Origin of the sequence: Pseudoalteromonas sp. APC 3691 (genome assembly GCF_030408135.1) — a bacterium.
In the GTDB taxonomy this organism is placed as follows: Bacteria; Pseudomonadota; Gammaproteobacteria; order Enterobacterales; family Alteromonadaceae; genus Pseudoalteromonas.
The window spans coordinates 1-24,575 of sequence record NZ_JASDCB010000020.1 but is presented as its reverse complement, the minus strand read 5'-3'; the positions used below and the strand labels follow the sequence as shown (position 1 = coordinate 24,575).

The following is a 24,575-nucleotide window of genomic DNA, read 5'->3' as shown; positions in this document are numbered from 1 at the left end:
AATGAGATTTAGTTAAAGCAGTGCGAAAGAGCATACTGTCGATTGTGAAAGTAAGTATTATTGATCTGAAAATCGGTATTTCCTAATAACTCGTTAGGTTTATCCAAATATATTGATTGGATATATTCTCTTGGGATATGACTATTAACGAGAATTTCGGCTTGTGAATCAGTAGGATCACAAGCTCGTAAATTGATAGGTTGATTATTAAAAAGCTGTTTTAATGCCAAACTTCCTGAGAGGGATTCCTCAGTTGCTGATGCTATAGAAGAGCTAGCAGCATTTGTGGGGCAAAATAAGCAGTCAAGCTCCCATAAAACACGGGCAGATATTTCTAACACAGCCCAACTTTCTTCTGGTTGTGCTTGTCTGTATTTATAAAACATTTTGTCGTTAGGGTAGGATATAGATAATGAAATCATGTGAGTTCTGTAGTCAAACCTATTAGCATCGTTGTAAATATGACCTTTAGATATTTCGTTATTATAATCTTTACTATTAAGGCCTATATCCAAAATGCTTTTAATATTTTTTACTTTTGTAAAGTGTATTAATGTAGTAATTCCGCGCTCTTTGCAAAACTGCTTAATAAGGTTTTTATCATCAATATTCGCATACTTGCCTAATTGGAAATGCGTCATTACGGCATCAATTAATTCAAGACGTAGTGAAATAGTATTTTGATGCGTGCCTATTTGAGCCATTGAAGTCGAAAAATGAATGTTAGGGCTGTCTAATTCCAATAGTGGCATCTCAGCCTTTAATTTTACACCACTGGATTTAGCAAAGTTACGGACCAGGAGAGAGCTTTTGTTAGCGAATGATAATTCATTTACTACAAACTCAGCTGCAATAGCTGGGGTGGGTAAAAGGGCTAATGTCTTTTTTAACATAGTTTCAAACATATTAATTTCCATTTAAATAAATAAATCCTTTTGTACAGGGGAGGCGCAACTTTCGATGCTTTGGCTTAAGTGAGCTATAAACTCATCAGCAGAGCGAGTAACTTGTTCTAAAATGCCATTGTTGACTAAAGAAACATACAAAGCTGCAGCTCTAGCTTGGCAATTAACACTTTTTTTAGGATTAAACTCAATATCAGTAAACGCATTATACTGAATAATTTGAGAGTGTAGTTCTTTGTTTAATTTTAAAGCATTAATGTAAATCCAATCATAAAATATAGTTTTAGGTGTGAGTGGCCAGGTTTTTCCATTACTAAAAAAGCCAGTTAAACAGCCGCTCTCAACTAAACGGCTATCTCGTTTAACTTCATGTGTCGGAATTGTAAGAAGCTCTTTAAAAGGGCCGCCATTTTCAAACACTTTAGATGCATGAAAAATATTTTCTAGTGGAACCTCGCGACCATTTTTTAATGTAACTAGCAAATTGAAAGCACTTAGGCTTACACCCAAAGTACTCTCACTTTTAGTAGAGATCTCAAGTACATTTAAATCATTAAACAAGTTATGCGCAGCGTTATGTAAAGAGCGAACAGATTTTTGCTTTTGTGTGGCTGCCATTCCTTTATGCCATTCAAAGTCAATTAGCTCTTCCTGTACATAAGGAAACGGCTTAGTCACTTTAAAAATGGGTCTGGAAGCCACTTAATAAACCTTAAGGTGTTGTTATATTAATTACGGGGGTTAAGCACTCTTGTATACTTAAACCACCATGATTGTAATAATCCCCACCCACATAACCTGCAATACCAGGAGCCATAGCTACAGAGACATTCTCGTTCCAATGCCATGGCACTTTTAATTCGTCAGTGCTTACATTGTCCTTTAAAATAGCACAGCGGGCTAAGCGTTTTTTAACCTGATTTTTTGGAATGTTTGCCTCAGCTAATTTACCAGGCACCCATAACCAACCGTGGTCAGTAACAATGCGTATATTTTTCCAGCCAGCAGCGATTAAGCCTTCAATGCGGGTGACTACATCATTTAAGATGCTATCAATATAGCGCGGCATTTTTAGCTGTTGCTTATGCCCCATATTGTCTAAATCGCCAGTTTGTAGCCATGCATTAATAGATGGGTTGCCAGTATCTAACTCTTTCAAAAACTGCCAATCTTTTTTTCCTAATGCACTACTTAAGTGGTAAGAGCTAAACTCAGAGTTAGACTCGGTTATCTGAGGAATAAAATTATCATTTTCTTGTGCGCCACTTAAAATATCGGCAACAGGTGTTACGGCAGCCTTAGCGGTTGCTGTTAATGAGGGCAGGGCACACCAATTACTTGTTAAATTAACATTTATGTTTAATTTACTAAGCTTATTCTCAAGCATTTTTGCAGTATCAAAACGTAGTCCATCTACAAAAAATACAGCTTGGCCGTTTGTGTTATACGTCGCGGTCGACTCATTAATTTCACCGGCACTACTTGGCTTACCGGGGTAGCCTTCGTCCTTTACTAAGCGTTGAAAGTTCAATGTAACAGCTTCAAGCCAAGGGGTATAAATTACTGCCAGAATATCAGCTACTACTTGCTCCTGGTTTAAATCAGTAGCAGCAGCCATTGCGTTAATAGCAGCAGCATCAGCTTGCCAAAAACGCTCTTTGTAGGTTTGTGCCATTGCCTCAGCACTTGGGCCTGTAAAATTAATTTGAGTATGCTGCGCAACACTTACTAGCTGTTCTAATATATTAAGCCAAGGCGACATATCGAGCTTTTGCCACAACCAGTTTTTACGCTGTTCGTGTAATTTAAACAAATTCGTTAATTGCTGTCTTAACTCGGTTGGCGTTAGATTAATAATGTTAGCTAATTTATTTGCTAATTCAGCTTCATCTTTTATATTTTCAGATAAAAAATGGCTAGCCTCAAACGCTAAACCAGTAGGTGTTATCGTTTTTAGCTTTTCAACTAAACAGGGCAGGTTGTGTGCGGTGTCTTTAAATCGCTCCCACACCGTTTGCCATTCGCCATCAGCCTCACATAAGCTGTAGATAATAGCTCCCATATCGCTTATTGCTTCAGGGTCAAAGTTAAATTGGCTTATACAGGCTTGTTTAAATACAGGCCATTTACTGTCGCCCCAAGCTTGTTTTTTTGCTTCTGGGTTATTTAACCAAGCTAAAATATCTTTAGCCGGGTCATCCATTACAATGCTTATAAAGTCTTGGGCTTCTAGCTTTTTACCTTTTAATTGCTCCGCTGGTGTTTCAAGTAAATCGGGCAAAATATTGAGTATGGCTTCTTGTGTGTTTTTGTCTTTAGCAACATCAAGCTCTAAACCTACACGCGGGTTTGTTAAAAATGAGCCAACACTCCAATCCCTACCTGCAGAGTTGTAAGCCCACCAGCAGCCTCTGTATTGTAATTCGGCTAATGGTCTTAGTTCGTCGGGGCATTGCTCTATTGCACGTAAATCTTTGCGGCCAACACCTGGTAAATAAATTATCGGGGTTTTACCTTTAGGTAATTTACAATCTTCTAATACTCCAGCTATCGCACATTTAATCCAAATAGCAGGGCCAATGCGCTCTTCTGGATTATAAGTACCTAGCTCAATGAGTTCAGGTATATGTTGTTTTATAAACGGCATAGCAGGTTGCCACTGACGCTCAATGTCAGTCCACAAAATAGCAGCAGGTGCAACTTGCACAGCTGAATTATATTTAGCAGAGCTTCTTAGCTGTTCAATTAAGTAATCTATTAATTGCATTAAACTTTATCTCTCGCTGCTGTTTTCTCGGCAAGTGTTAGGTGATGGTCGTTGATACGGTCACCTTGTTTGCCGCCATATTCTAAACCTAAATCATACCAAGGGGCTGATGCTACATCGGTGCCACGATCTTTCTTCCAATGAATGTTTGGTTTTGAACGCAGAATACCAGCGTCTTTTTTGCCAACATCTTTCGCTTTCATTAATGGGCGGATGTTTAAGCGAACACCATCATTTAAGTCTGGATTCCAACCCATCGGTTGTTCCGCTAATGACTTCCAGCGTACAAATATATCTAAGCCTTCTTCATCAATCAAAATGTCTTCAAGTTGTTTTCTTAGGTTTCGAGCTGCGGCTAAACGAATTTCTGCACCTTCGTCACCATCTTTTTCTAATTGAATTTGTGTACTAATCCAGTCATCAAGATAGGTGTAAATTAAGCGCTCTAATCCTTTGTAGTCGAGTTGGTGATAATTAACTAGCGCAGAGAAACCATCTGGTAAGCCATCCCAAATATGCCAGATAAACGGGCGATGCTGGAATAGTTTACAATGTTGCTCAAAGAACTTATCACGTAGCCAAATGTTTAAGTCACGAGACTTAACGGACTTCAATAAATTATTTAATACAGTCGCAGACCATTTATCGCCATAAGCAGCATGTAAAATCGCTTCTAACCTATCTTCAACTGGATGTTCTCCCCTGACTGTAGGTAAACGTCGATCGCCAACATAAGAAGATAAGCAGACAATACCGTCATCATCAACTAAACCATCAAACACTTTATTTTGTGCAATGATTTCACGCATTTCAGGCGCTAATTCCATTTCTGTGTCCAGCTCTGCTGGCCATCGGTATCCTAATAGGCGAGCAACTGCTACTTGGAGGATGGTATCATCTTCACGCAAGTCACTAATAACGGTTGTTTTAGTTCCTTCATCCCAAACTACGGATGCACATGGATGGCCGTGGTAAAGCCATTGAGTGCAGTCGTTTGAATATGGCTTGGGTAGTCCATAAGGATATTTAGCTTTAGCTAAATTCTGCCAATTATCTAGTTCGAGTTTAACCTTTGTAAAAGTACCTGCGGTAACAGACATTTTTTTATCTAATTTACTAATATCTGATTGTAGTTGACCTGAGGTACAATATTCCCAGAGGGCCGGTAATAACTCATTTTTGTCAGGAATTATTACAGCGACATTATCATCAAATATACCGTCTTCATAAGGAGTAAACCTAAACTTTCCAGCCTTTCCTATTGCTATCCCACTTTTACCGTATACTCTTTCACCTCTTTGAGCAAAACCAACTTCTAACGTTGGGTTAAAATTGGTGTCATTCCATAGAATAAGATCACTGCGACCAGAGTAACCATTTGAATGGTCGGGGCTGTTCAACCACTTTCTAGCGATTCGAGGAATAGTATTGAACTCCCAAAATTTTCTAAGGTAATGAAAGCCATCTCCGGAAACGCTCCCCTTTCCAAAATCAGCAAACTTTGAAAGCGATTCTCCTTTTATACTAGCTAGTTCAAAAGAAATTCTATAATCCGGGTTGTCTAATTGTTTTAATTGTTCAGCAACCTCTATTTTTCCATTTTGTAAGGTGGTTTCTTTTGAGTTGACAGAGGCATCTTCGAACTCTATTCCTTTATGGAATTTGCTACTTTCATTAGTTGTCATTTGAAGACAAATATTGACGACCTCTCCTGAGATTTCTTCAAAAGCACCTTTCCCTACTCTTGCTATTAATCCTAACCCTTTGCTTTTTATGAACTTTTCCCTCAGTGATGAATAATATTTTAGAAACAACCAATACTGCTGAGTAACTATGCTACATACACAACCCGGATGTAGTAATTTATGGTTTCTTTCCATGAAAGTTGTTTCTAAAGCATATTTAGATTCAGGGTAGTATTTTTCACAAAATGATTTTAAAGTTTCACATTGATCACCAGCTTTTAGGTAGGGCACGTTTGTTACAACCCACTCATATTTTGTTGACAGTAACGTTGCTGATTTAGCAAGTCCTTGTGCTGTAATTAATGTCTCGTTCGAAGCATTGGATTGTTGTTTTAATGCATTTTGTAGTAACTCCCACGGAGCCTTTAATATATCAATCTTAAGTGGCTTTGGCTCAATTAAACTTCCAAGGATCGGCGCATCCTTGAAAGTTTGCTTCATCCACTCTACAGCACGTTCAAGCTCTTCATTACCTTTGGCTATATTCTTCCACTCTTTTTGAGCTTCATTGATCGATATGCCTGAACAGGCAAGCTGTAATTCAGGCAATTGACGATAACCACCTGAATTAGGGTAACGCCAAGCTTCCAATGCTAAGGCAAATGCAGCTAGTTCTACACAGCGCTGGTCAAGCTCTAATCCATGAATATTCTGAGCAAGTACCTTATTAATTGCTTCTTTTGCTGTTAGCCCCTCAAGTTCCATGCGTATTGGTACCAACATTAAGAACTTGGCTACTAAAAAGTGACCTGACCCACAACAGGGATCGAGTGTCTTCAATTCACTTAAATCATCTGGCCATTTATCAAAATCACCAGCGGCGCTACTCCAAGTTTTTGTATCCTCATCTTGAACAAAACGAAGGTACTCTAATGGTACACCTGGAATAGCAGCCAATTCTCGCAGCTCTTGTTCACTGGTGGCTGTTTGTAAGTCATCTGATGTTAACCGGCGTTTTGCCCACCAAGCGCCTAAGGCGTTATCGAGCAAAAAGCTGACCATATAAGGTTCAGTAAATAACTGAGTTACTGGGCTTAGTTCTTTAGCGCCAATTTTTACCCCTGATTCATTAACCTGCTTTTTCTTTTTGTTTTGCCAGAACTGATAACACCAACCAAGAGCATCAGATGCCTGAAAAGTGTCTTCGTGAAGTTTAGCAATAAGTTCTTCTAGTGCATTAACATGGTTAATTGAAAGCTTTACTTCAAATACAGGCGAGTCTGCTCGGAATATTTGCGGCAACATTTTTTGCGCTAATTGACCTGCTAACTCCCATCCGTCTTTTACATCGGGCTCTTCTTCAGCTAGCTCAAAACACTCGTCTAGGGTGACGTGCGTGTGTTGGTCGTACATTAACAGGTCACTTTGCTCTAAAAAGCGAGCAAACAACATACGGTGCCAATGCTCATATGCCATTTCGTTAACTAATAGCTCTGTTTCTTGTTTGCCTGTATCACGATTTAACACATCACCTAATTGACGACCGTGGGCACGTAAACGCGTTCTGAGTTTACGTTCTACTTCGCTTAAATAGTTCGGTGCATTGCCATCGCCAATACCTAAACGAGTAAGTGCTTCAGTTACTGCAATTTCAACGGTATCACGAGCTTTTTCTACTGTTTTTTCAAGCTTGCTACGTAATGTTTTATCTAATGGTTTTCTCATTTTTTATTCCTTTAGCAAGCTTATTAGCTAGGTACCACAGGTCCATTGGCAAGCTCTGAACGAAGTTGTGCTTCAACTGCTGTTAGCCAAGCTTTAAGATCATCTTCTGATTCAAGCATCGGCTTATTTAAGCGGATATGTTTTACTTTAGGGGCGAGTTCACTAATAGCGTCTTTAAGGGCTGCATCAAAGCGGCCTGGTAAAGCGGATATGCGATCATTCCACTGCTCAAAATTTGTATTTTCAATAGCATCGTATACCGCTGCCGATGAAGATAAATCAACGATAGGCACTGAGGCTAAACTGCGTTTATCTAACAGTGCTTGTTTTTTGCTTTCATCTAGCTTGGCCCAATTGGCGTCATCCATTAAGTCGCGTTGGCATGCATTGAATTCGTCTTCATATTCAGATAGTTTTGCTGTAATGGCGTCACGTAATGCTGATTCTGCTTGTTTGAGTAGTGGACTAACAGGGCTAGGTTCAACTAACAAGCTACGGTTGGAAACAATTGATTCCATCTGTTGTTCAATAGTTCTGTAAATCGCTAAATTTTTACAGCGAAGAGCAGCGTTTTTCAGTTCGTTCCATTGGTTAATTCGTAGTTTTGCGAGATCTGCTTGTTCTTGCCACTGAGTAAATTGACTTTGAATTTCGTCTTTAGCATCATACGCTTGTTGTAACTGTTCATTACCATTGTACATTTCTAAATTAGTTAGAATTGTGGTATTTGGTGCTAATGGCAATGGCGCTTCACCACCTGCACTGCGTGCTATTAGCTTTGCGTTTGCAATAGCAACTGGCAGTTTACTTTGTTCTTCATTTGAGCCACAGTTTTGCCCTTCAGGGAGTAGTGCATTAATTAAGCCACGTACCTTTATTATCTGTACTTTTGATAACGTGACGTTTTCAGGGCGGAACTTAGTTTGGGTCACTGAAGATCTATCTAAGTTTTTAGCATCAACAGCGCGCTCTTGGCCATCTTTTGCATTGAGCACTCCGGCAGCTACCATGGCAAAAAGGGCACCTTCAATCGTATCTTTACCCCAGCCATAAGGCGCATCTTTAAAGTGTTCTATAATTTCTTTACCCGTTTTAACTAAGCTGATAAAGCGTTTAATTTCAGAGCATACAGGGTGTTTATCTGCTTCATCATTGTGGTCAATGGCTTCTAATGCATTCGGGTCACCTTGAGTACTGGCGTGGCTGTATACTTTTGCCCAACCTTTGTTGTCAGCCATTTTAAATTTACTGTATAAACGCTGGCATGCTAACACACCTGCATTTTGAATTTGCTCGGCTAAAGACTCGCCTTCAACGTCTTGACCACCAGCAAGCTGTACTTGGATTTGGTTAAATATATCTTTTAATATCGCTTTTTTAGTGCGGTCAGCTTCTTTAAAACGATATTCCATTGCTGCGTAGGCTTCTTTACCTGCATCGGTTTTAGCTGTGCCGCGCACATCAATGGTGGTTTCTGCCGCTTTTAATTCAACAATGGCTTTACGAAGTTCGTCACGTTGAGTGGTTGGAACATATATATAAATAGTAGCTGTATCAGGGTTTGCACCTCTGGCGAGATCGTTAAATTGCTTTTCAGATACTTCTGGGGCCCATGCATATAGCTTTTTATCGGCATCACTTGGTAACTCAGTACCAAACTCTAAGTTAATAGTTCGCGGTTCAGCAACATCACCTTGAATTATTCTCGCTTGTGCTACTTGTTTACGCACATATTGTTGAATTTCTTGGGAGCGAAATACTTCTAGACGTTGTGGATTGCTTTTTAACTCGCTTTCTTGCTGACGATACATATCGTACCATTGCTGGCTTTCTACTGTTTGCAGGCGGTATTCTTCCCCCGCATTTGTTTGCATTGGCATTACCAAACCATCGTCAACCAGTTGAGCTAGTAGTTTAGGTACTTTAGCTCGAAGTTCGTGTTTGCCTTCTAGCAGGTTTTCAAGTAATAGATCAGATAGGGCATCAGCAGTTGCTGCTATGCCATATTCTATATCGTTAGGTAGTTTGCTTATCAGTAATATAAGAGCAAGGATACGCGCTTGTAATTTTTGGTCATTATCACCACCTTTTAAGCGGCTGATGGTTTCGTAAATATCTTTACCAATTACACCGCTATTAAGTAATTTAGTGGCAATTTGATCGTATATGTAGTCGGCTGGTACAACATACCCTAGAGGGTACTCTGCAGTTACTTTTGTTGCTTCGTGTACTACGCGTAACTGGTTACGTAACTGTGAGCCTGTGCCTGTTTTATCAAGTGCAGGAAGTACTCGCTCCCAAAAGCGGCGTCGCACAGGTAGTAATGGGTAATCGGCAACCATCCATTTTTCATCTTCTTTATTGTGCTCAATAATACTGCCACGTAAATGGCGTGAAATTTCACCTAATTCGTTATCAATAACTGTTTGGATTTGTGGGCGGGCTGTTTCTTTCTTTTGAAGAATTACCTTACGTATAACCGAGTCTACGTCCGTATCTTCTAATTGAACGTTAACTTGAAAACGTCCCATCAATCGATGCAAGTTTTCAGTACCAGATAGCGCACTTTGTCCTGTGCCAATAAATAATAACTTGGAGTTTAAGCGGCCATCATCACCACAGGTTTCAACTAATTCTTGAACGTCCATTGCTGTTTCAATACTGTCGCCAATATATTGTTGTACTTCATCGAGAACGACAAGTGTTAATGGCAGATCACCATCAATGGCAAGGGCATCCATAATCGCAGTAACCATTTCTTCGTTACTAATATCCGTAACGACTTGATATTGCGAACGTATCATATCTCTTACTTCTTTGGCATCACTGGCATAACCAGGGAGAGAGCTTAGTAAGGCATTACCAATAAGAGGTGAAACATGAAGGTTTTTTAGCTCATATTCCCAAGAGTTGCGGCCTTCCTTTTGTTTAGAGTTTTGGCTGATATAAGTTTTTACGTTGTCTAATATACCTTCTGCTTTTAGCCACATGACAAATTTAGCCAAATGGTATTGTTCTGGTAGCCCTACAGATTTAAAAATAATACTTAAAAATGATAATCTAACTCTCTTGCCTGCTCCAGAGCCCAGCGTACCTGATGCTGCATGTAAACCATTATATTGGGCTCCAAGTTTAGAAAGTATCTCAAATAGTTCTGAAATATCACTAGGTAAATCAACTAAGCTACGGGCATAGCTACCATCATTTAGTTTTTGATTAGTCCATAAAGCACGGATCATTTTAGCTAAATGTGATTTCCCCGAACCAAAAAAACCACTTATCCACACACCAGCCTGCTTTCCATTTTTTTCTACGCTTGTGTTATATGATTTTAGTATTTTTTTTAAACCTGCGGCATAAGCACCATCACACACGAATGTTCGTAATTCATATTCTAAAATATCGAGTTCTAATTTAGAAAGGTCATCCTTAACAGTTGCAACGCCTTCATTTGCAAGACTACGTATTGTAGGGTCGTTTAAATATACTTCGCGATTTAACATTCACTTATCCTTATGACATTGCTGTGATGGCTGTGGCGTGATAACCCCAGCCATCTCGGGCATCTAAAAGTTTAAAATTATTATTTTGATATTCACCAGGGAAGAAGACGATTAGTCGACCTTTTACTTCTTGTGCTATTTGCTCTACTAAGCCAGATACAGATGCAAACCCAAATAAAGTACCACAGCCAAGTAAAGCTACGACTGTATTTTCATTTTGCTTTTCAATAAATTGTGACTTTAATTTAATAATTAGTTCTTCAATAAAGTCTTCGTACAATCCCACTAAGTATTCTGGATCTTCGAAATAGGTTTCTTTATAGTCTTGCTCTGCCATCCAGTTTTCAAAGCTGTTAGTGATATCGAGTTGTAACCATGGGTGATTACTCTGTGTTGCACTGGCTTCAAATTCAACAACCCTAGCGCGGAGCTTTAATTCATCTTCTTTGTTATAAACGACGAAAATTGTACGTTCATCAGGCGAGACTGCATTAGGCCAGGGTATGCTGATATGACTTTCAAAGCTTTGCAGTAATTTTGATAATCGGTCTGACATTTAACTTTGTTCCTTTGGTTGAACCGCTTTTGGTAGCTCTATACTGGGAAAGGTAACTTCTATCACTTCACTAATCTGTTTAAAATTAATTAAACCTCTTAATGAAGCTCTATGCGCCAGCTCATATAAATGCTCTTTATCTTGCGATAACATCTTGCACCAAAAGCTGTCAAAAAGTCGTTGACCAGATAAGCCATGGCAATGGGCTAAAAATAATGCATATGCGATATTTACATAAGTCGCTTTAGGCTGCGAACGATATTTTTTTGTTTTACCTTCCAGGTAATTTGCCTGAGTCCATGTACCGTTAATGTTTTGTGCAAATGATTTAAGTGAGGCGGCACTAAAGCGTTCTGGATCATCTTTTGCCAAATGTTGTTCTACTGTTTCACGAGGTAAATGTTCACCCAATTGAAGTGGTAAAATTACACTAGCAGAATTTCTTAAAATAGGATCACGAGCCACGGCAAGCTGCAAAGCTAATATAGGTTGGGCATCTTCTGATAGCTCCCACCATTGGCGGAAAACATTGAATAAAGGAATATCCATTGATATACCGTATAAATCGACAAGGTGCCTAAAGGTTAGTGAACGTGATTTTTCGGTTGGTTTATGCAATATGTTAAAATTGATGATGTCGTCTTCGTAATCTTTTTTTGTTGCACTTTTATCGCGAGAAAAAAGTAGTGATTTAAGTTCTTCAATCATCATGCTTCTAGCTGAGTGTGCGCCATTTTTGCCAAATTTGAAGCCTATTTGGCTAAGTGTGTTTTCTTCAACCATGTTCATTCCTGATAGCCTGGTGCTATCTCTATATCTTTAAGATTAAGTTGTGATTTATTGCTTAAGTGCAGCTGGTAAGTATTACAGTTTAATGTGCCTTGTTCCGTGCAGTCTACATTCCATTGTCTTAGTAAATATCCTAATAGAGCAGCTCTTACTTCTAATTTTAATTGCCCGTTTTCCATTGCGTAATCAAGCTCTATTGCTTTTGGGTATTTTAGCTTTGGGTGCGGAGTTAAAATTATATCGTAAATGGTGTGCCATTGGGTGTCTTTATCTACTGATTCTTCACAATTTATAGAGTGTTGCAGTATTTTTGGGCATTCAATACGGGTAGTAACAAAATCTCTAAATTCTTGGTTTGATCTATCAAAAGCGCGTACATGCCAGCGAATACCATTATTTACAATAGAATGGGGGATTAACACTTTTGAAGTAGTGCCTGAAGTTAAAGATGTATATTGGCATTCTAAAGCGAGTTTAGAAGCAATAGCACGCATTATAGTGGCGATTATTTCGCTATTTGGGTGTATTAAGCGCGTTGCATCTTGGCAGTAACTGCTGGGCTGAACGCCGTTAGACAAACCATCACCAAAACCAAGGCATAAAGCGCTGAGAATACTCTCAGCGTTATGTTTGAATAAAGGTTTAAAACTTTCTAACCGGTGGTAGCTTTTGGTTGTGTGACTCAATATTAAGTTTTGCGGAACAAGCTCTTTGTAGGATGCTAAATCACGGGTGCACGCGGCTAAGCCAGTTTTAAAGCGCTGAATTAAATCAGCTCTTGCAACTTGGCCAAAGTACTGCAGATTAAAATCTATGAACGCTAGGCGTTCCCTCTGAGCATGTGTGAGTGCATCCAATGCGGTATTAGTCATAAATATACTAAGTCATTATTTTGTAGTAACTATATCAGGCAAAGTTAAAGATGCAATCAAAATGAGTTAATGTGGTGTGTTTCTTAAATAACTACAATAAACATTTGACATTAAATGTTTTTGCAATTAAATTGCGTTTCAAGGGCAGAGGCTTACCTGCGGTTTGTAATGTACTTCTTACAAAACAAAGCACTCGAATCGTTTTCAGATAACACCTACGATATACACTTCATTCTTGGACTTAGTAGCCAGAAGTACGCCGTTTAAAATATACAACGGGGCTTTAACTATTTTTAAAGGTTTTAGAATGAAAAACAATACTACAGTTTCAACTACATATATCCCTCTAGAAAAATTTCACATTGTGCCTATTACTGGTTTAACACCAGAAAGCTTAAAATACTCAGCTAAAAAAACTATCAGAGACAGAGAAAAAATCCCTCATACCACAAAGCTTAATATATTAGCGAAAAGCCTCGGTATTAAGGGTGGGTTTGCTAACTACGAAAAAGAGTTTGAAGAAAAGCTTAAACCATTTATGTCAAAGCATAACCTGCACAAACGAGTTAATTTACTTGAGCATAAATACCGTGGAATGCGATTAGGCTACAAGCAATTTAACCACCAGCAAGTATCTGAAAGACTGTTTTATTCAAAAGGGCAGATGCCGAGTAAGTTGTTTACTGGGCACGACTTCGATTTTTCAGGCGTTTTTGCCTGGGATATGCATGATCTTTATGAAGTATTAGCTAAAGATAAATATTTAGAAAATATTTTTATACAAAAGCTGCATATTAAGCTCTTTTGTGATGATAGCTTTGAACTTGATAAATATATCGAGGCTATGAAGGAACACTATTTTGTAGATTTTAATGAAGAGCGCTTTAAGGAACTATTATCTTTAGACCTTAATACAAAAATCCCACTTACAAAAAGGCGAACGGATAATCTTCCCTCTTTTTTTGACTCTGCTTCTAATAATTTAAATGAAGCTTCTACTCAAACTGCTGAATACGAAGAAGTGATGGTAAGCATTTCAGATCTGATAATTATTAGTAATATGTTTGAGATTGGTGGTTGCTATAATTTACTTGGTAACAACCTAACAAACTTTTACGACCATGCTTTCGGCTTAGATGTTGAGGTCTATTACGAAAATAGCATGTCTTCGGATGAATCTGAGGTATATATAAAATCAGCGCAATTTTTACAAAAGATATTAAATCAAAGGTTTCAACAGTCAAATAAGGGATGGGTAAATGTAATTCCTTATAACGAGAACCTTATATTCCTCTCTGACGATAACGGTAATTTTGACTTTGTCATCAAAAACCAAAGAGATAAGGTTTTTACACATCAAATATACGGTGATTACCTAAAACGGGCAGATATACCAAGCTTTATTGAAGATTATCGATTTAAGCGTTGGGAGTACTTTAACTATAAAGGTAATCGTGAATTAGACAGCCACTTATCAGAGCAACATTACTATGCCAATGGTGGTTTAACTAAAAACTACCCAGGGCAACATGTAATATTACAAAATTATTATGTAGATTCTGGTGATTATATTACTGAAAGCCCCAGCTCGAATAAGCGCTTACATGGCTTTAAAAAAATTAAGCTAGCCGAAAAAGAGCTAATGGTTTCAGAGCTTATTACCATAGATGAACTAAATGATTTTTTACATAAAAACCATGAATATTTTGCTACCAGAAAGGGTGACTCTTTACTCCCATTAAATAGTGAGTGTGATAAAGATTTAGCGGCTACATGTACTTTTTATGATGTATTGGCTTATATTAGCTGGGCAGAAAAAGAAACAAACGTACCACTCAGATTACTTGCTTACAATGAGTACTTAGCAGTTAGGGATAATGAAGTTGGAAAAAATGCTAACTTTGATAAAAGTCGTGATATGACCTTTTATACACCTGACGGTAGGCAGTACCCTGCGCACCCTCCATATATGAATGAGAGTGACTTTGATGCATTAACACTGCGTTTTCCTGACAATTTAACTTGCTTTGAAAAAAACGGGCTAAAGTTTATAGACTCGAACTTTTTTGCTGAGTGGTTGTTGGAAGGCGTAAGTATACGTTCAGCGAGTTTGACCTCTTTTTATGGTGATACTCATGTAATAAGAGCATCGGGTCCGCGAAATTGTACTGGCAAATACAAAGGTATAAAAACAGGCTTTAGACTTTGTTATGAATTAAGCCAGTAGCTTTTATTAATGCTACCCCGCATGGGGTAGCATTTTAAGCCGCTGTATCTATAGTGTCCCTTTTCCCAATCTTTTCACTTATCCATTCTTCAACTTCACTTTCTACCCAGGCTACAGAGTTACCACCTAACTCAACTTTCATAGGAAACCCACCAGCGCTCATAAAGCGATAAACAGTAGATCGGCTTAAGCCTGTGATATGTAAAACTTCTTTTAATTTGATTAAACGCATGGGATTTCTCCGGTTAGGTTATTAGTACATATCCTTTCCGGAGGTAGTAATTTTTTACTGAGGCGAAACAAAAACGTTAAGCACATACATCACTATTTTGCATAAACCATTAAGAGGGGATAACAATGCAAAATAACAAGTCACTATACGAATTTGATCACCCTGTAAGTGATGAACAAATACTTGAAGCTGCTGCTTACATAATCGCTCAAAAGCAATTTAGGCATGGGGCTTTAACATGTCCCAAAGACAGTGAAGAATATTTAAGGCATAAGCTGGCGTTGATTGAGCATGAGGTGTTTGCCGTTCTGTTCTTGGATAGCCAAAACCGCATACTTGAATATAAAGAGTTATTTAGGGGGACTATTAACGCAGCAAGCGTATACCCACGAGAAGTGGTTAAAGAAGTATTAGCGCTAAATGCAGCATCTGTAATACTTGCGCACAACCATCCTTCAGGCGTAAGTACACCATCTCAAGCTGACAAGCTTATTACCACCAAATTACAGCAGGCGCTTAACCTAATTGATGTTTCAATAGTCGATCACATCATTATTGGTGAAACCAGTTATTCATTTGCTGAGCATGGCTTAATTTAAAGGGGTTAGGGTATGGCGATTAAAATAGAGCAAGTGCCAGGACTAAGCGTGCCAGAGTCACTGTTTGATGTGATTGTAAATGCCATCACTAAACAAGGTGAATCGATAGGGAATGCGAGTGAGTTAACTTTGAATTTCCGTGATAAAGATTATAGCGCAGCAGCTGGGGGCTTTCATCCAGTCGAGGTTAGGCTAGAAAAACGCGGTATTGGTTGGGAGCTTGTATATATTACTGATTTTTCATACCAGGGCCGACCGGACTCTGAATTAGTGAAGGAGATTGATGTTTGCTTTGTGATTAAACGCGTGTATCACATGCTGGTGGGCTGGTTAAGTGAACGAGAGGGTAAGGAGCTTTTAACTTTATTTGAGACTAACTTTGTTGAATATTACAACACAGGCTGCTACCAAGTCACTATTTCAACAGAATAAGGAGTTGGCTATGGCTGAAGTACAGGCGATTAAGGACCTTGATACAGTAAAGTTAATCAGTTACTTGCTTGAAAAGCGGTGTTCTAAACAGATGAGCCATATTTGGAATATAGGATTGAACCTAGCATTGCGTATATCTGATTTGTTGTCTGTTAAATTTACGGATATACAAAACGACAGGTTAATTATATTTGAGAGTAAAACAGGAAAGCTAGCAGAGATTAAGCTTAATCAGAAAGCATTAGCGTTTATCCATGAAGTACGCGTAACTCACCCCAACCATGTTTACCTATTTCAATCGTATCGTAATCAACAATCTAAAAGTTCAATAACACGGCCCTTGTCACGCAGGGCTGTTACAAGAGCATTTGCGCTGGTGGGTGAAGAGCTTAATTTAAAGCTAGGCACGCACTCAATGCGTAAAACACGAGGTTACCACCTCTATCACAAAACCCAAGACATCGCCCGTGTAATGAAAATGCTTCGCCATAGCTCTGAAGCAACGACACTGCGTTATATTGGAATAACTCAGGAGGAAATCGATAAAGACTTTGAAGAGTTAGAGCTATAAATTTATTACATATAATAGGAGTAAGTTTGTTATGTCGTTAGAAAAAGCCGTTACATGCGGTGTAGTAGGAAATGAAGTATCTAAACAGATAACCGGTAGTAGTGAGCCGTCACTCGGACGAACGGCTATTGCTGTAAGCTCTGGTGCTGTAGCAGGAGCTGCTGTATCTGGTGCGATAGTAGTTGGGTTAGGTGTGGCATCTGCACCTGTTACGGTGCCATTAGCTCTTGCTAGTGGCTTGTTGGCTGGAGTAGCGAGTTTATTTGATTAGAAGTAAACAAAGAACGCATTTATGCAGTGCGTTCTTTTTTTGCTTTTGTAGCGTAAATAGCGCTTCTCGTAATGCTATTTTGGGAACTTGCCAGCCCTTATATACTAAGGGTTTAAGCTTATTTAGCTAGTTGAAGGTCTCAAAACCTCGTTAAAACGAATTATGAGAAGCACAGGTCTTAATTAGAATATTACCTCTGACTATAACCAAAACAACGCTGCCCTAAGCCGTAATGCTTAGTATTAAGTTTGGCGAAGTAACTTACTCGATAATAAAGAGCATGGAAGTTTTGAGCGAAATTAGGGTTATTAGCGTCAAGGTAATAGTGTGCATTATCAGGCAAATGAACTAATTCCATCGTTTCATTCAGCGTTAAGGACAACGCACTTGCCCAGGCCTTAGCTATTCGGGTAAACAAGTTATCGCTTTCTATATTTATTTTACCCGTACAGTGGTACCGGTCCTTATTGAAAAACAGTACAAGATGATAATGCTGATGGTGAGCTTCGTCCTTCTCTCTAGTCCAAATATATCTAATATTACATGGATGTGGAGTTTTACCATCACGAACTTTACGTTTTGTATCTGCTTTAATCTGCGCCTCAAGAGAAGCAATAAATCGTGTAATAATTTTATTGCTATCTAAATCAACTGTATTTGAATAAGCAGGTAGCCTTAAATCAATTCTGACTGCAAACGTTCTTTTATGTTCACTACATGCAGCATGCATTACTTTCTCAATAGCATTTAAGTAGGGAATAACTAGTCGCTGATCTACTCTAGCGAGTGTTTGATATTGCTTGTATGTAGGGTTTGTTGTTACTGGGTATTGGGTTGGGTTAGTCATTATCTTTCTCCTGTTATGTATTGGTTCATATCAGGTGTCTGAGTAGTAGTTTTTTAATTTGTATTTGGCGTGATAATAGATTCGTTACTAGTAACTCTTATAAATATTACCAAACCGAGGATTGGGCTTGAAAAAAGTAAGCACGTATCAATGGAACATTTTTTTTAGCGCTATACATGCGAGCGTTATTCTCAATTAATTCTGCTCTGAAGTTAAAGTGTCTTTGTAAAATGCTTCAAATACTTTTGGATCAATATGAAATATATTGTAATTCCCATTTTTCAGTTGGCTTTTTGAGTCCATAAACGTCACTGTTCCATCATTACTATTAACTTTTTCACAGAGGTCTAGATTGGTAAATAAGATTAAGTTGTGAATTGATGTGACATCATAAAACTTTACCTTCGAATGAGTGCCTTCTATGAAGGCATTTATATAGTTACCTTTTTTCTTGAGTGAGTGTATAGAGCTAAGGTATTTCTCTATGTCCTCACCAACTTTCGGAGTGTCTTTTAGCGAATGAATTATAGAATATAAAATGTAATGAATATGTATATTAGCTAGATTTTTTATCAGGTACGAAGTTCCATGGCCTAAATTAGCGGCGCTTATTTTATAATCTGCAGGGCTGAAAATATGGCTAAAAGCATCTTTTTGGCTAACAGGTTTAATGTTAGTTCCACCATTTAGTAAATATGATAACCCCATAGAAACTAACTTAAGAAGGACTCCATCGAAGTAGCTAAAAACTTCTTTAGGCTGCTGACACAAAAAATTAAAGTCATGTTCAAGTGAATCTACTTCAAATCTTAATAATCTTAAAAAAATATTTTCACGTATTTTTTCAGAGAAGAAAAAATCTATCAGTGCCCCAGAGAAGTTATATATTTTTTTACGATTGGCATATGATTCTAAATTAGTCAATGAGGGAAATGTGAACAGGTATATGAATTTGTTATGATTATCTCCCATTATTTTAAAGCAAGACGAACGCTTAAAGTTGTTACCTCCAGTTTCAACAACGTTCCTTTTATTCTTGTCTTCAACTTTTTTTAAAGTACACCCTTTTATGGCTTTTTGAATGAATTTAAGGTCAATTAATTGAGAGATAGCAGTTTTAACCTCAGCATCTTTTAACCCACATGCTTTAGCAATGTTAGATAGTGTAAAATTAACAACATATCCAAACTCATCTTGGTTTAATACAAAGAAACACCATACTATTTTTACAGGCACTCTTAACTCTTCGTCCTTTAACTTTTTGTCCTTTATTCTTACAAGCTCTTTGCTGGGTAATGATTTAGTCATTTCTGTGTGTTCATCGTAGATAAAAATGTATGACTCAGCAGGTCGTCCTTTTTTAGAAAGTTCAGTTTTGTGCTTTAAAATTGCATTAATTTCTTGTAGCTCTTCTATTACTTTTTTAAATTTATTGTGTGGGCATCCTAATTCTATCAGATCAGATTTAGATAGTTCGTCTCCAATAGTTTTCTTCGCAATTAAACGAATTAAAACCCATTTTGAATATGCTGATAGACCTGTGGTTAAGTTGAAAAACTCACTCATTAGATTGTTTCCATGCCGTGTGTTGTTACCCTATAGTAGAGTAACAACAATTTAATTAACACAATAACAGGGTGTTATTTTGTAATTTTAAAAAGATGCGATATTTAATCTCAATTAGACTCTTATGTAGACTTTTTATTTATTTTAAAAATCTAATTTAGCCTCTAGTTGAGTGGATAGTTGAGGGTCTAATTTAGATGTTGATTAGTATCTAAAAGATATCTGGTGAGGTAGATTCTGACCGCAAAGCGGTTGCTTACAAATTGGTATTGGATTATTGTTTTCGATAACATCCGCAAACGGTAAAACACAGGGAAGAACTAATGACAGATCGGATTGCTAGCAAGAAAATTTTGACGTGGGTCAATGAAGATAATGAAGATTTGCGTAACTGGCTAGCATGCCGCTATGACAGTTACAGTAGTTATTTTAAATCTCCAGATGCCACATTAGATAGCTTTATTAGAGATGAAATAAAACGTATAAGTGATAATGAAGATAGTCAAAAAGTTAGTCTTGATAAGCTCTATAAAGCATGGAAAAGCTATGAAAGAGGCTTAAAGAATATCTCTAATAAAGTCTGTAAACTTCAGCTCGAGGTGTCTAAATCAGCGCGTGATAAACTAAAGACGTTAAGTGCAGCGGATGAAATATCTCAATCTAAATATATTGAAAAGCTAATTAATTACGCTAGAAAAAACCCTAAGCTGATTTCTGAAGATACAAAAGTACAAGAATCTTACAAACACAAACAGAGAGCTTTTGATGATAGCCTTGACTTAAAAGCTATAAGAGAAAACTTATCAACTATTGATGGTAAGATTACTAGATTATTAGATGCTTGGGAGGAGTAGGGCAAGCTGAGCTTTCTTTAGGCCGCCTTGGTTATTTTTAAAAATAAATAACTTTTAGTATACCTATTGGTATTCCTTGCGTTTATTTTTTGCGGTGTTTTTATTGTTAATCAGTGTGTTATTAGGTTTTTAAGAATCCCTCTCCCCCTTATTCTTAGAACCCAGTTACTAATATTGAAAGGTATTAGTAACTGGGTTTTTTAATGCCTAAATTAGGTATTAACTAAATAGAGTGTTGATAACATGCCTATAAGTTCATGTTTTTCAATTGGCTTTGAAACGTAACCATCAAATAACTGCCTGTATATTTCTTTTTGTTCCGTAAAAACATTAGCGGTTAACGCGATAATAATTTGCTCGCTATCAAGCGCCTTAATTTGTTTACATGCCTGAAGGCCATCCATTTTTGGCATTTGAATGTCCATAAAAATAATGTCTGGCTTGTGTGACTCATATAACGAAACTGCTTCCAACCCATTATTTGCAATAATAATGGTGGCTTTAGTTGGTTCAAGCATTGCAGAAGCCACCAGTTGATTTATTTTGTTGTCTTCTGCTAATAAAATGGTTTTGCCAGTTAAATCAGGAAACTCAACATTTTTTGCTGTTAATATATTTTCATCAATCTGTGCTTGATCTAGTGGTAAGTAAACATAAAACTGGCTGCCTGAACCTAATTGACTTGTTACTTTTATTTCACCATTCATTAAGCCTATTAATGATTTAGTGATAGGTAAGCCTAGCCCTGTACCACCGTATTCGCGCGTAGTTGATTGCTCAGCTTGTTCAAAGCGCTCAAACAATCGCTCTATTGCCTTCTCAGAAATTCCAATTCCGGTGTCTGATATACTGCAACATATTTTGTTTTCAGCAGTTAGTCTAAACGTTACTGTAACGCCACCTTTCGATGTAAACTTAATCGCATTAGATATTAAGTTTAAAAACACCTGTCTGAGCCTAACAGGGTCGCCCACCCAATGCTTATGCTTAATATTAATAACAAATTTAAGGTATATGTTTTTATCGCTAGCTTGCAGACCAAGATCGGACTCTAGGTGATGAATAAGTTCAAAAAGATCAAAAGGTTTATGCTCTAATGAAAGCTTACCGGCCTCAATTTTAGAAAAATCGAGAATATCATTAATAATAGTGGTGAGTGAGCGGGTCGAATAAAGTGATTTTTTTAAATACTCTTTTGACTTTTCATTGAGGGGCTGCTCTTGCAATAACTGTAATGTGCCAAGTATGCCATTCATTGGGGTTCGTATTTCGTGGCTCATATTTGCTAAAAACTCAGATTTAGCCTGAGATGCTTGTTCAGCTAGTTCTTTAGCGTGTCCTAGAGCTTGTTCGTGATTAATTTGCTCTGTTAAATCATAAGCAATACCTAAATAGCCAACGATTTCATTTTTATTATTTAATAAAGAGGTGACGCTTATATTAACTTGTACGTGCTTGCCTGTAGAGGAAATGTATGTCCACTGATTGATATCAGGCTCTGTAGCCGTTGCTTTTAAAATCAAGACTTCAAAACTAGGCGGTACAGCTTTATTTAATTCAGTACTAAGCTGGTTCGCTTTTTTTATTATTTCTTCTTTTAAATGAAAAATTGCTGGGTTTTCAATTCCAATAACATCTTGCGCTTTATAACCTAATAACTTTTCAGAGGCGGGGTTAAATAAAGTAATTAAGCCGTTTATGTCGGTTGCAATAATTGAATAACTGGCACTATTTAAAATACTTCGTTGAAGCATACTAATATCGGCAATTTCCTTAGTGCGTAGTTTTACTTCTTTTTCTAATTTTAAATTTGTTTGCTGAAGCATATGCTTATTTTGTTTAGCTTTGACAATTCTTCGCTGCGTTCGTTGTGCCCTACGGTAAAAAAATAGCTGTAGTAATAAAATTATAAACATGCAAATAAGAGTATAAAAAATACCATTGACAATAGCTTGATATTTACCCGGCAAATGCAATGTTTCAATAAATGCGTCTGAAGCACTAAGCGTGAGTTCCCATGTTCTTCCCATCACTTTAATTATTTTAGTTAACTGGTAATTAGCTGAATTGCTTTGAATACCGTAGCTAAAAAAGTCAGTTTTAGCGTTGTTAGCTATATCGCTAATGACTAGCTTATTCTCATCAACTAGCGAGAGAGAGTCTAAAATTTTATTTATTAATAATGGAGCGTATGCCCAGCCTAAGATCTCATTAATGCGTTGCTCTTTATTATCCGCAATCGTAATGCTTTTATAAATTGGCAGTAAAATTAAAAACCCTTGCAGTGATTGCTCATTAGCCTGTACTAAAGTTATAGGGCCCGTGAGTTGAGCCTTATTGTGAGAAGCTGCATTTAATGCTGCTTTTTTACGCATGCTCTCTGAGCCAATATCTAAACCTATTGCTTGTAAATTTTTATGTTCAGGAAAAATATACTGAATAATAAAATGTTCATTATTACCATTATTAAGCTTATTAAAGTTAAATGTTTGAGTGGGTCTATCATATTTTGCAGTATGTAAAAACTGGGTTAGATTCTTAGATGTTACCTTTCGAATGAAACCAATCCCGTTTGCACCGGGGAACTCTTGGCCATAGTTACGACTATTAGAGTAATTAGAAAATGTTTGGTAGTTTAAATTATTAACGCCTATACCGTGTATAAACCCTTTTAAACCGAAGAGCCCATATTTATATAAGTCGATTCTATTCGTTACGCCTGTTGAGAGCGTAGAAAGGCGGTTGTTAAGTGCTTCGTTTATTTTATAGTTAAGTGCGTTTTGGTGTTTAATGTGAGCGAAGAAAGTTAAGACAATACCGCTGATAAGAAAAATGACATGAGCAAGTATAGAGACTAAAAACCCTTTCCTAACCAGTCGTCCTGAGAACATTAACCCATCCTTTATTGTTAATATGCTGAGTGTGTATCTACCTCTATCATCAAAATAAATATAGCACTTATTATTCAGGATACAACTTTGTTATTAATTAGAATATATATATTTTATAAAGGTTTAGAGTGGATGTAATATATAAAGTTGATTTTACTCACCAAGATAAGACGAACATGTATATAAATATAATAATTTTTATGTTTTTTGCTACTTTATAGCGAACAACAAAAGTATTAGCTAAAGGTACTGATTTTTATATTTATCGATTTTTTAGTGAATATTAGGTGCTCAAAAAACAACGGATAGCTTTTAGTTTTTGCTTATAACTTTACTTTGTTAAGTTTAAATAAAGTAAAATTTAACCAATATTATGACGCTTTTAAAGGGAACTATCGGTATAGGTTCGAGCGAGCAAGAGACGATGCTCACCTTACTTTTATAATTCATCCGAAACAAAACAAACACTTAATATTTTATAATATGAAAATTAAAACATTAAAAACTTATATTGTTCTATATTTTAGTCGCGTGAAAGAAAACGTGATTACTTAAAATGTAATTACCTTATGACTTGTTTGCCGTGTAGGTCGAAAAAATACACGCTGCTATGCACTGCACAGTGAAAACTTAAACAAAACAAGGTAACGGAGATAACTATGGCTCACCGAGTATCTAAATTACTTGCGGCAACAGGCGCAGTATTAACATGTATTTCTATTCCTTCGTATGCCGCTGTTAATGGGCTGACAGAACAAGATGAATTTAATATAAAACTTAGATCAATTTATTTTGACCGCGACTACGATAACGACGCAAGTGACGATTCAACTTTTGCTCAAGGTATAGAGCTCAATTACACATCGGGTTATATAAACGATTTAGTGAGTGTGGGTGTATCGACTTACACCGTGATGGATATTAATTCTACGGGTTCAGCTGCAGGTAATATTTTGCCAGCAGGTAATGAGAGCGGTGGAGTTGACGATAGCTTTTCTAAATTTGGGCAATATTTTTTAGATTTTAAATTGGGCAACAACGGTCACGTTAAAGTGGGCGGGCAAAAAACCAAAAGTATGTTGCTTAAAAGCTCTGGGAGTCGGGCTATTCCTAATACTTTTAGAGGCGTTTTTGGCGATTACAAAATTGGTAACACTAGGGGCTGTTGATCTTTGTAGTACATATATCAATCAGCCCACATTGGTAGCCACATCATAGTAAATGCTAAAGCGAGCATTGAATGATAATTTCGTTCAAGCTTTTCATACCGCGTGGCTATCCCT

19 protein-coding genes and 1 pseudogene are annotated in these 24,575 nt (G+C 37.3%); 7 read left to right on the top strand and 13 right to left on the bottom strand.

Going from position 1 to position 24,575, the window contains the following annotated elements:
• Positions 1–8 precede the first annotated feature (8 nt).
• From QL998_RS08605 to QL998_RS08570, 8 genes are read right to left on the bottom strand one after another with little or no spacing between them, the layout of a single operon-like run.
• A complete protein-coding gene (locus tag QL998_RS08605; RefSeq protein WP_290192523.1) occupies positions 9–905 on the bottom strand; it encodes a DarT ssDNA thymidine ADP-ribosyltransferase family protein in 897 nt (298 codons plus the stop codon).
• Positions 906–917: 12 nt separating this feature from the next.
• Positions 918–1,607, bottom strand: a complete 690-nt coding sequence (locus tag QL998_RS08600) for a hypothetical protein (RefSeq protein WP_290192522.1) — start codon at positions 1,605–1,607, stop codon at positions 918–920.
• Between the two features lie 10 nt (positions 1,608–1,617).
• Positions 1,618–3,672 carry a BREX-1 system phosphatase PglZ type B gene (gene pglZ, locus QL998_RS08595; RefSeq protein ID WP_290192521.1) on the bottom strand — a complete coding sequence of 685 codons (2,055 nt, stop codon included), beginning with the start codon at positions 3,670–3,672 and terminating at the stop codon, positions 1,618–1,620.
• Complete coding sequence (locus QL998_RS08590) at positions 3,672–7,082, bottom strand: DNA methyltransferase (RefSeq protein WP_290192520.1); 3,411 nt, start codon at positions 7,080–7,082, stop codon at positions 3,672–3,674. The genes pglZ and QL998_RS08590 overlap by 1 nt, the downstream gene beginning before the upstream one ends.
• Positions 7,083–7,105: 23 nt before the next feature.
• A complete protein-coding gene (brxC, locus tag QL998_RS08585; protein ID WP_290192519.1) occupies positions 7,106–10,585 on the bottom strand; it encodes a BREX system P-loop protein BrxC in 3,480 nt (1,159 codons plus the stop codon).
• A 10-nt stretch (positions 10,586–10,595) separates the two neighbouring features.
• Positions 10,596–11,141 (bottom strand): BREX protein BrxB domain-containing protein, encoded by a 546-nt coding sequence (locus tag QL998_RS08580; RefSeq protein WP_290192518.1) that lies wholly within the window; start codon positions 11,139–11,141, stop codon positions 10,596–10,598.
• The gene (locus QL998_RS08575) at positions 11,142–11,924 is read right to left on the bottom strand and encodes a hypothetical protein (protein WP_290192517.1); all 783 of its coding nucleotides are present in this window, start codon (positions 11,922–11,924) and stop codon (positions 11,142–11,144) included. It lies immediately after the preceding gene.
• A 2-nt stretch (positions 11,925–11,926) separates the two neighbouring features.
• A complete protein-coding gene (locus tag QL998_RS08570; protein ID WP_290192516.1) occupies positions 11,927–12,802 on the bottom strand; it encodes a WYL domain-containing protein in 876 nt (291 codons plus the stop codon).
• A 307-nt stretch (positions 12,803–13,109) separates the two neighbouring features.
• Between QL998_RS08570 and QL998_RS08565 the strand changes: the two genes are divergently transcribed.
• Complete coding sequence (locus QL998_RS08565) at positions 13,110–15,029, top strand: hypothetical protein (protein WP_290192515.1); 1,920 nt, start codon at positions 13,110–13,112, stop codon at positions 15,027–15,029.
• Between the two features lie 34 nt (positions 15,030–15,063).
• Here the strand turns inward: QL998_RS08565 and QL998_RS08560 are convergent, their stop codons facing one another.
• Positions 15,064–15,261 (bottom strand): AlpA family transcriptional regulator, encoded by a 198-nt coding sequence (locus tag QL998_RS08560; protein WP_149602879.1) that lies wholly within the window; start codon positions 15,259–15,261, stop codon positions 15,064–15,066.
• Positions 15,262–15,386: 125 nt separating this feature from the next.
• On the opposite strand from QL998_RS08560, the gene radC reads away from it, so the two are divergent.
• The 4 genes from radC to QL998_RS08540 are packed head-to-tail and all read left to right on the top strand — an operon-like array spanning position 15,387 to position 17,134.
• On the top strand, positions 15,387–15,860 hold the full coding sequence (gene radC, locus QL998_RS08555; RefSeq protein ID WP_010557264.1) for a DNA repair protein RadC: 474 nt from the start codon (positions 15,387–15,389) through the stop codon (positions 15,858–15,860).
• A gap of 12 nt (positions 15,861–15,872) precedes the next feature.
• Complete coding sequence (locus QL998_RS08550) at positions 15,873–16,292, top strand: DUF2787 domain-containing protein (protein ID WP_290192514.1); 420 nt, start codon at positions 15,873–15,875, stop codon at positions 16,290–16,292.
• A gap of 10 nt (positions 16,293–16,302) precedes the next feature.
• Complete coding sequence (locus QL998_RS08545) at positions 16,303–16,863, top strand: tyrosine-type recombinase/integrase (protein WP_138488856.1); 561 nt, start codon at positions 16,303–16,305, stop codon at positions 16,861–16,863.
• Between the two features lie 31 nt (positions 16,864–16,894).
• Positions 16,895–17,134: a hypothetical protein gene (locus QL998_RS08540; protein WP_138488857.1), complete on the top strand. Its 240-nt coding sequence runs from the start codon at positions 16,895–16,897 to the stop codon at positions 17,132–17,134.
• A gap of 190 nt (positions 17,135–17,324) precedes the next feature.
• On the opposite strand, the gene QL998_RS08535 is transcribed toward QL998_RS08540, so the two are convergent.
• Both QL998_RS08535 and QL998_RS08530 read right to left on the bottom strand, forming a co-directional pair.
• Entirely contained in the window at positions 17,325–17,981 is a 657-nt protein-coding gene (locus QL998_RS08535) for an inovirus Gp2 family protein (RefSeq protein ID WP_170071120.1), read from the bottom strand.
• A gap of 195 nt (positions 17,982–18,176) precedes the next feature.
• Positions 18,177–19,547, bottom strand: coding sequence for a hypothetical protein (locus QL998_RS08530; protein WP_182768906.1), 1,371 nt, complete (start codon positions 19,545–19,547; stop codon positions 18,177–18,179).
• Between the two features lie 323 nt (positions 19,548–19,870).
• Here QL998_RS08530 and QL998_RS08525 point away from each other — a divergent pair, with 323 nt between their 5' ends.
• The gene (locus QL998_RS08525; RefSeq protein ID WP_149602873.1) at positions 19,871–20,401 is read left to right on the top strand and encodes a hypothetical protein; all 531 of its coding nucleotides are present in this window, start codon (positions 19,871–19,873) and stop codon (positions 20,399–20,401) included.
• 212 nt (positions 20,402–20,613) lie between these two features.
• Here the strand turns inward: QL998_RS08525 and QL998_RS08520 are convergent, their stop codons facing one another.
• Positions 20,614–23,292, bottom strand: coding sequence for a CHASE domain-containing protein (locus QL998_RS08520; RefSeq protein WP_182195919.1), 2,679 nt, complete (start codon positions 23,290–23,292; stop codon positions 20,614–20,616).
• 659 nt (positions 23,293–23,951) lie between these two features.
• Between QL998_RS08520 and QL998_RS08515 the strand changes: the two genes are divergently transcribed.
• Positions 23,952–24,461 carry an OprD family porin gene (locus tag QL998_RS08515; protein WP_259365593.1) on the top strand — a complete coding sequence of 170 codons (510 nt, stop codon included), beginning with the start codon at positions 23,952–23,954 and terminating at the stop codon, positions 24,459–24,461.
• A gap of 17 nt (positions 24,462–24,478) precedes the next feature.
• On the opposite strand, the pseudogene QL998_RS08510 reads toward QL998_RS08515, so the two are convergent.
• Positions 24,479–24,575: pseudogene (locus QL998_RS08510) on the bottom strand (IS5/IS1182 family transposase); the annotation flags it as partial.

What these genes read in the sequence shown, in the direction of transcription:
- QL998_RS08515 (WP_259365593.1), top strand. Translation starts at nt 23,952, where the DNA reads ATGGCTCACCGAGTATCTAAATTACTTGCGGCAACAGGCGCAGTATTA.
- QL998_RS08565 (WP_290192515.1), top strand. Translation starts at nt 13,110, where the DNA reads ATGAAAAACAATACTACAGTTTCAACTACATATATCCCTCTAGAAAAA.
- QL998_RS08605 (WP_290192523.1), bottom strand. Translation starts at nt 905, where the DNA reads ATGTTTGAAACTATGTTAAAAAAGACATTAGCCCTTTTACCCACCCCA.
- QL998_RS08545 (WP_138488856.1), top strand. Translation starts at nt 16,303, where the DNA reads ATGGCTGAAGTACAGGCGATTAAGGACCTTGATACAGTAAAGTTAATC.
- QL998_RS08590 (WP_290192520.1), bottom strand. Translation starts at nt 7,082, where the DNA reads ATGAGAAAACCATTAGATAAAACATTACGTAGCAAGCTTGAAAAAACA.
- QL998_RS08580 (WP_290192518.1), bottom strand. Translation starts at nt 11,141, where the DNA reads ATGTCAGACCGATTATCAAAATTACTGCAAAGCTTTGAAAGTCATATC.
- radC (WP_010557264.1), top strand. Translation starts at nt 15,387, where the DNA reads ATGCAAAATAACAAGTCACTATACGAATTTGATCACCCTGTAAGTGAT.
- QL998_RS08540 (WP_138488857.1), top strand. Translation starts at nt 16,895, where the DNA reads ATGTCGTTAGAAAAAGCCGTTACATGCGGTGTAGTAGGAAATGAAGTA.
- QL998_RS08535 (WP_170071120.1), bottom strand. Translation starts at nt 17,981, where the DNA reads ATGACTAACCCAACCCAATACCCAGTAACAACAAACCCTACATACAAG.
- QL998_RS08520 (WP_182195919.1), bottom strand. Translation starts at nt 23,292, where the DNA reads ATGTTCTCAGGACGACTGGTTAGGAAAGGGTTTTTAGTCTCTATACTT.
- QL998_RS08560 (WP_149602879.1), bottom strand. Translation starts at nt 15,261, where the DNA reads ATGCGTTTAATCAAATTAAAAGAAGTTTTACATATCACAGGCTTAAGC.
- QL998_RS08570 (WP_290192516.1), bottom strand. Translation starts at nt 12,802, where the DNA reads ATGACTAATACCGCATTGGATGCACTCACACATGCTCAGAGGGAACGC.
- QL998_RS08550 (WP_290192514.1), top strand. Translation starts at nt 15,873, where the DNA reads ATGGCGATTAAAATAGAGCAAGTGCCAGGACTAAGCGTGCCAGAGTCA.
- QL998_RS08575 (WP_290192517.1), bottom strand. Translation starts at nt 11,924, where the DNA reads ATGGTTGAAGAAAACACACTTAGCCAAATAGGCTTCAAATTTGGCAAA.
- QL998_RS08525 (WP_149602873.1), top strand. Translation starts at nt 19,871, where the DNA reads ATGACAGATCGGATTGCTAGCAAGAAAATTTTGACGTGGGTCAATGAA.
- brxC (WP_290192519.1), bottom strand. Translation starts at nt 10,585, where the DNA reads ATGTTAAATCGCGAAGTATATTTAAACGACCCTACAATACGTAGTCTT.
- pglZ (WP_290192521.1), bottom strand. Translation starts at nt 3,672, where the DNA reads ATGCAATTAATAGATTACTTAATTGAACAGCTAAGAAGCTCTGCTAAA.
- QL998_RS08530 (WP_182768906.1), bottom strand. Translation starts at nt 19,547, where the DNA reads ATGAGTGAGTTTTTCAACTTAACCACAGGTCTATCAGCATATTCAAAA.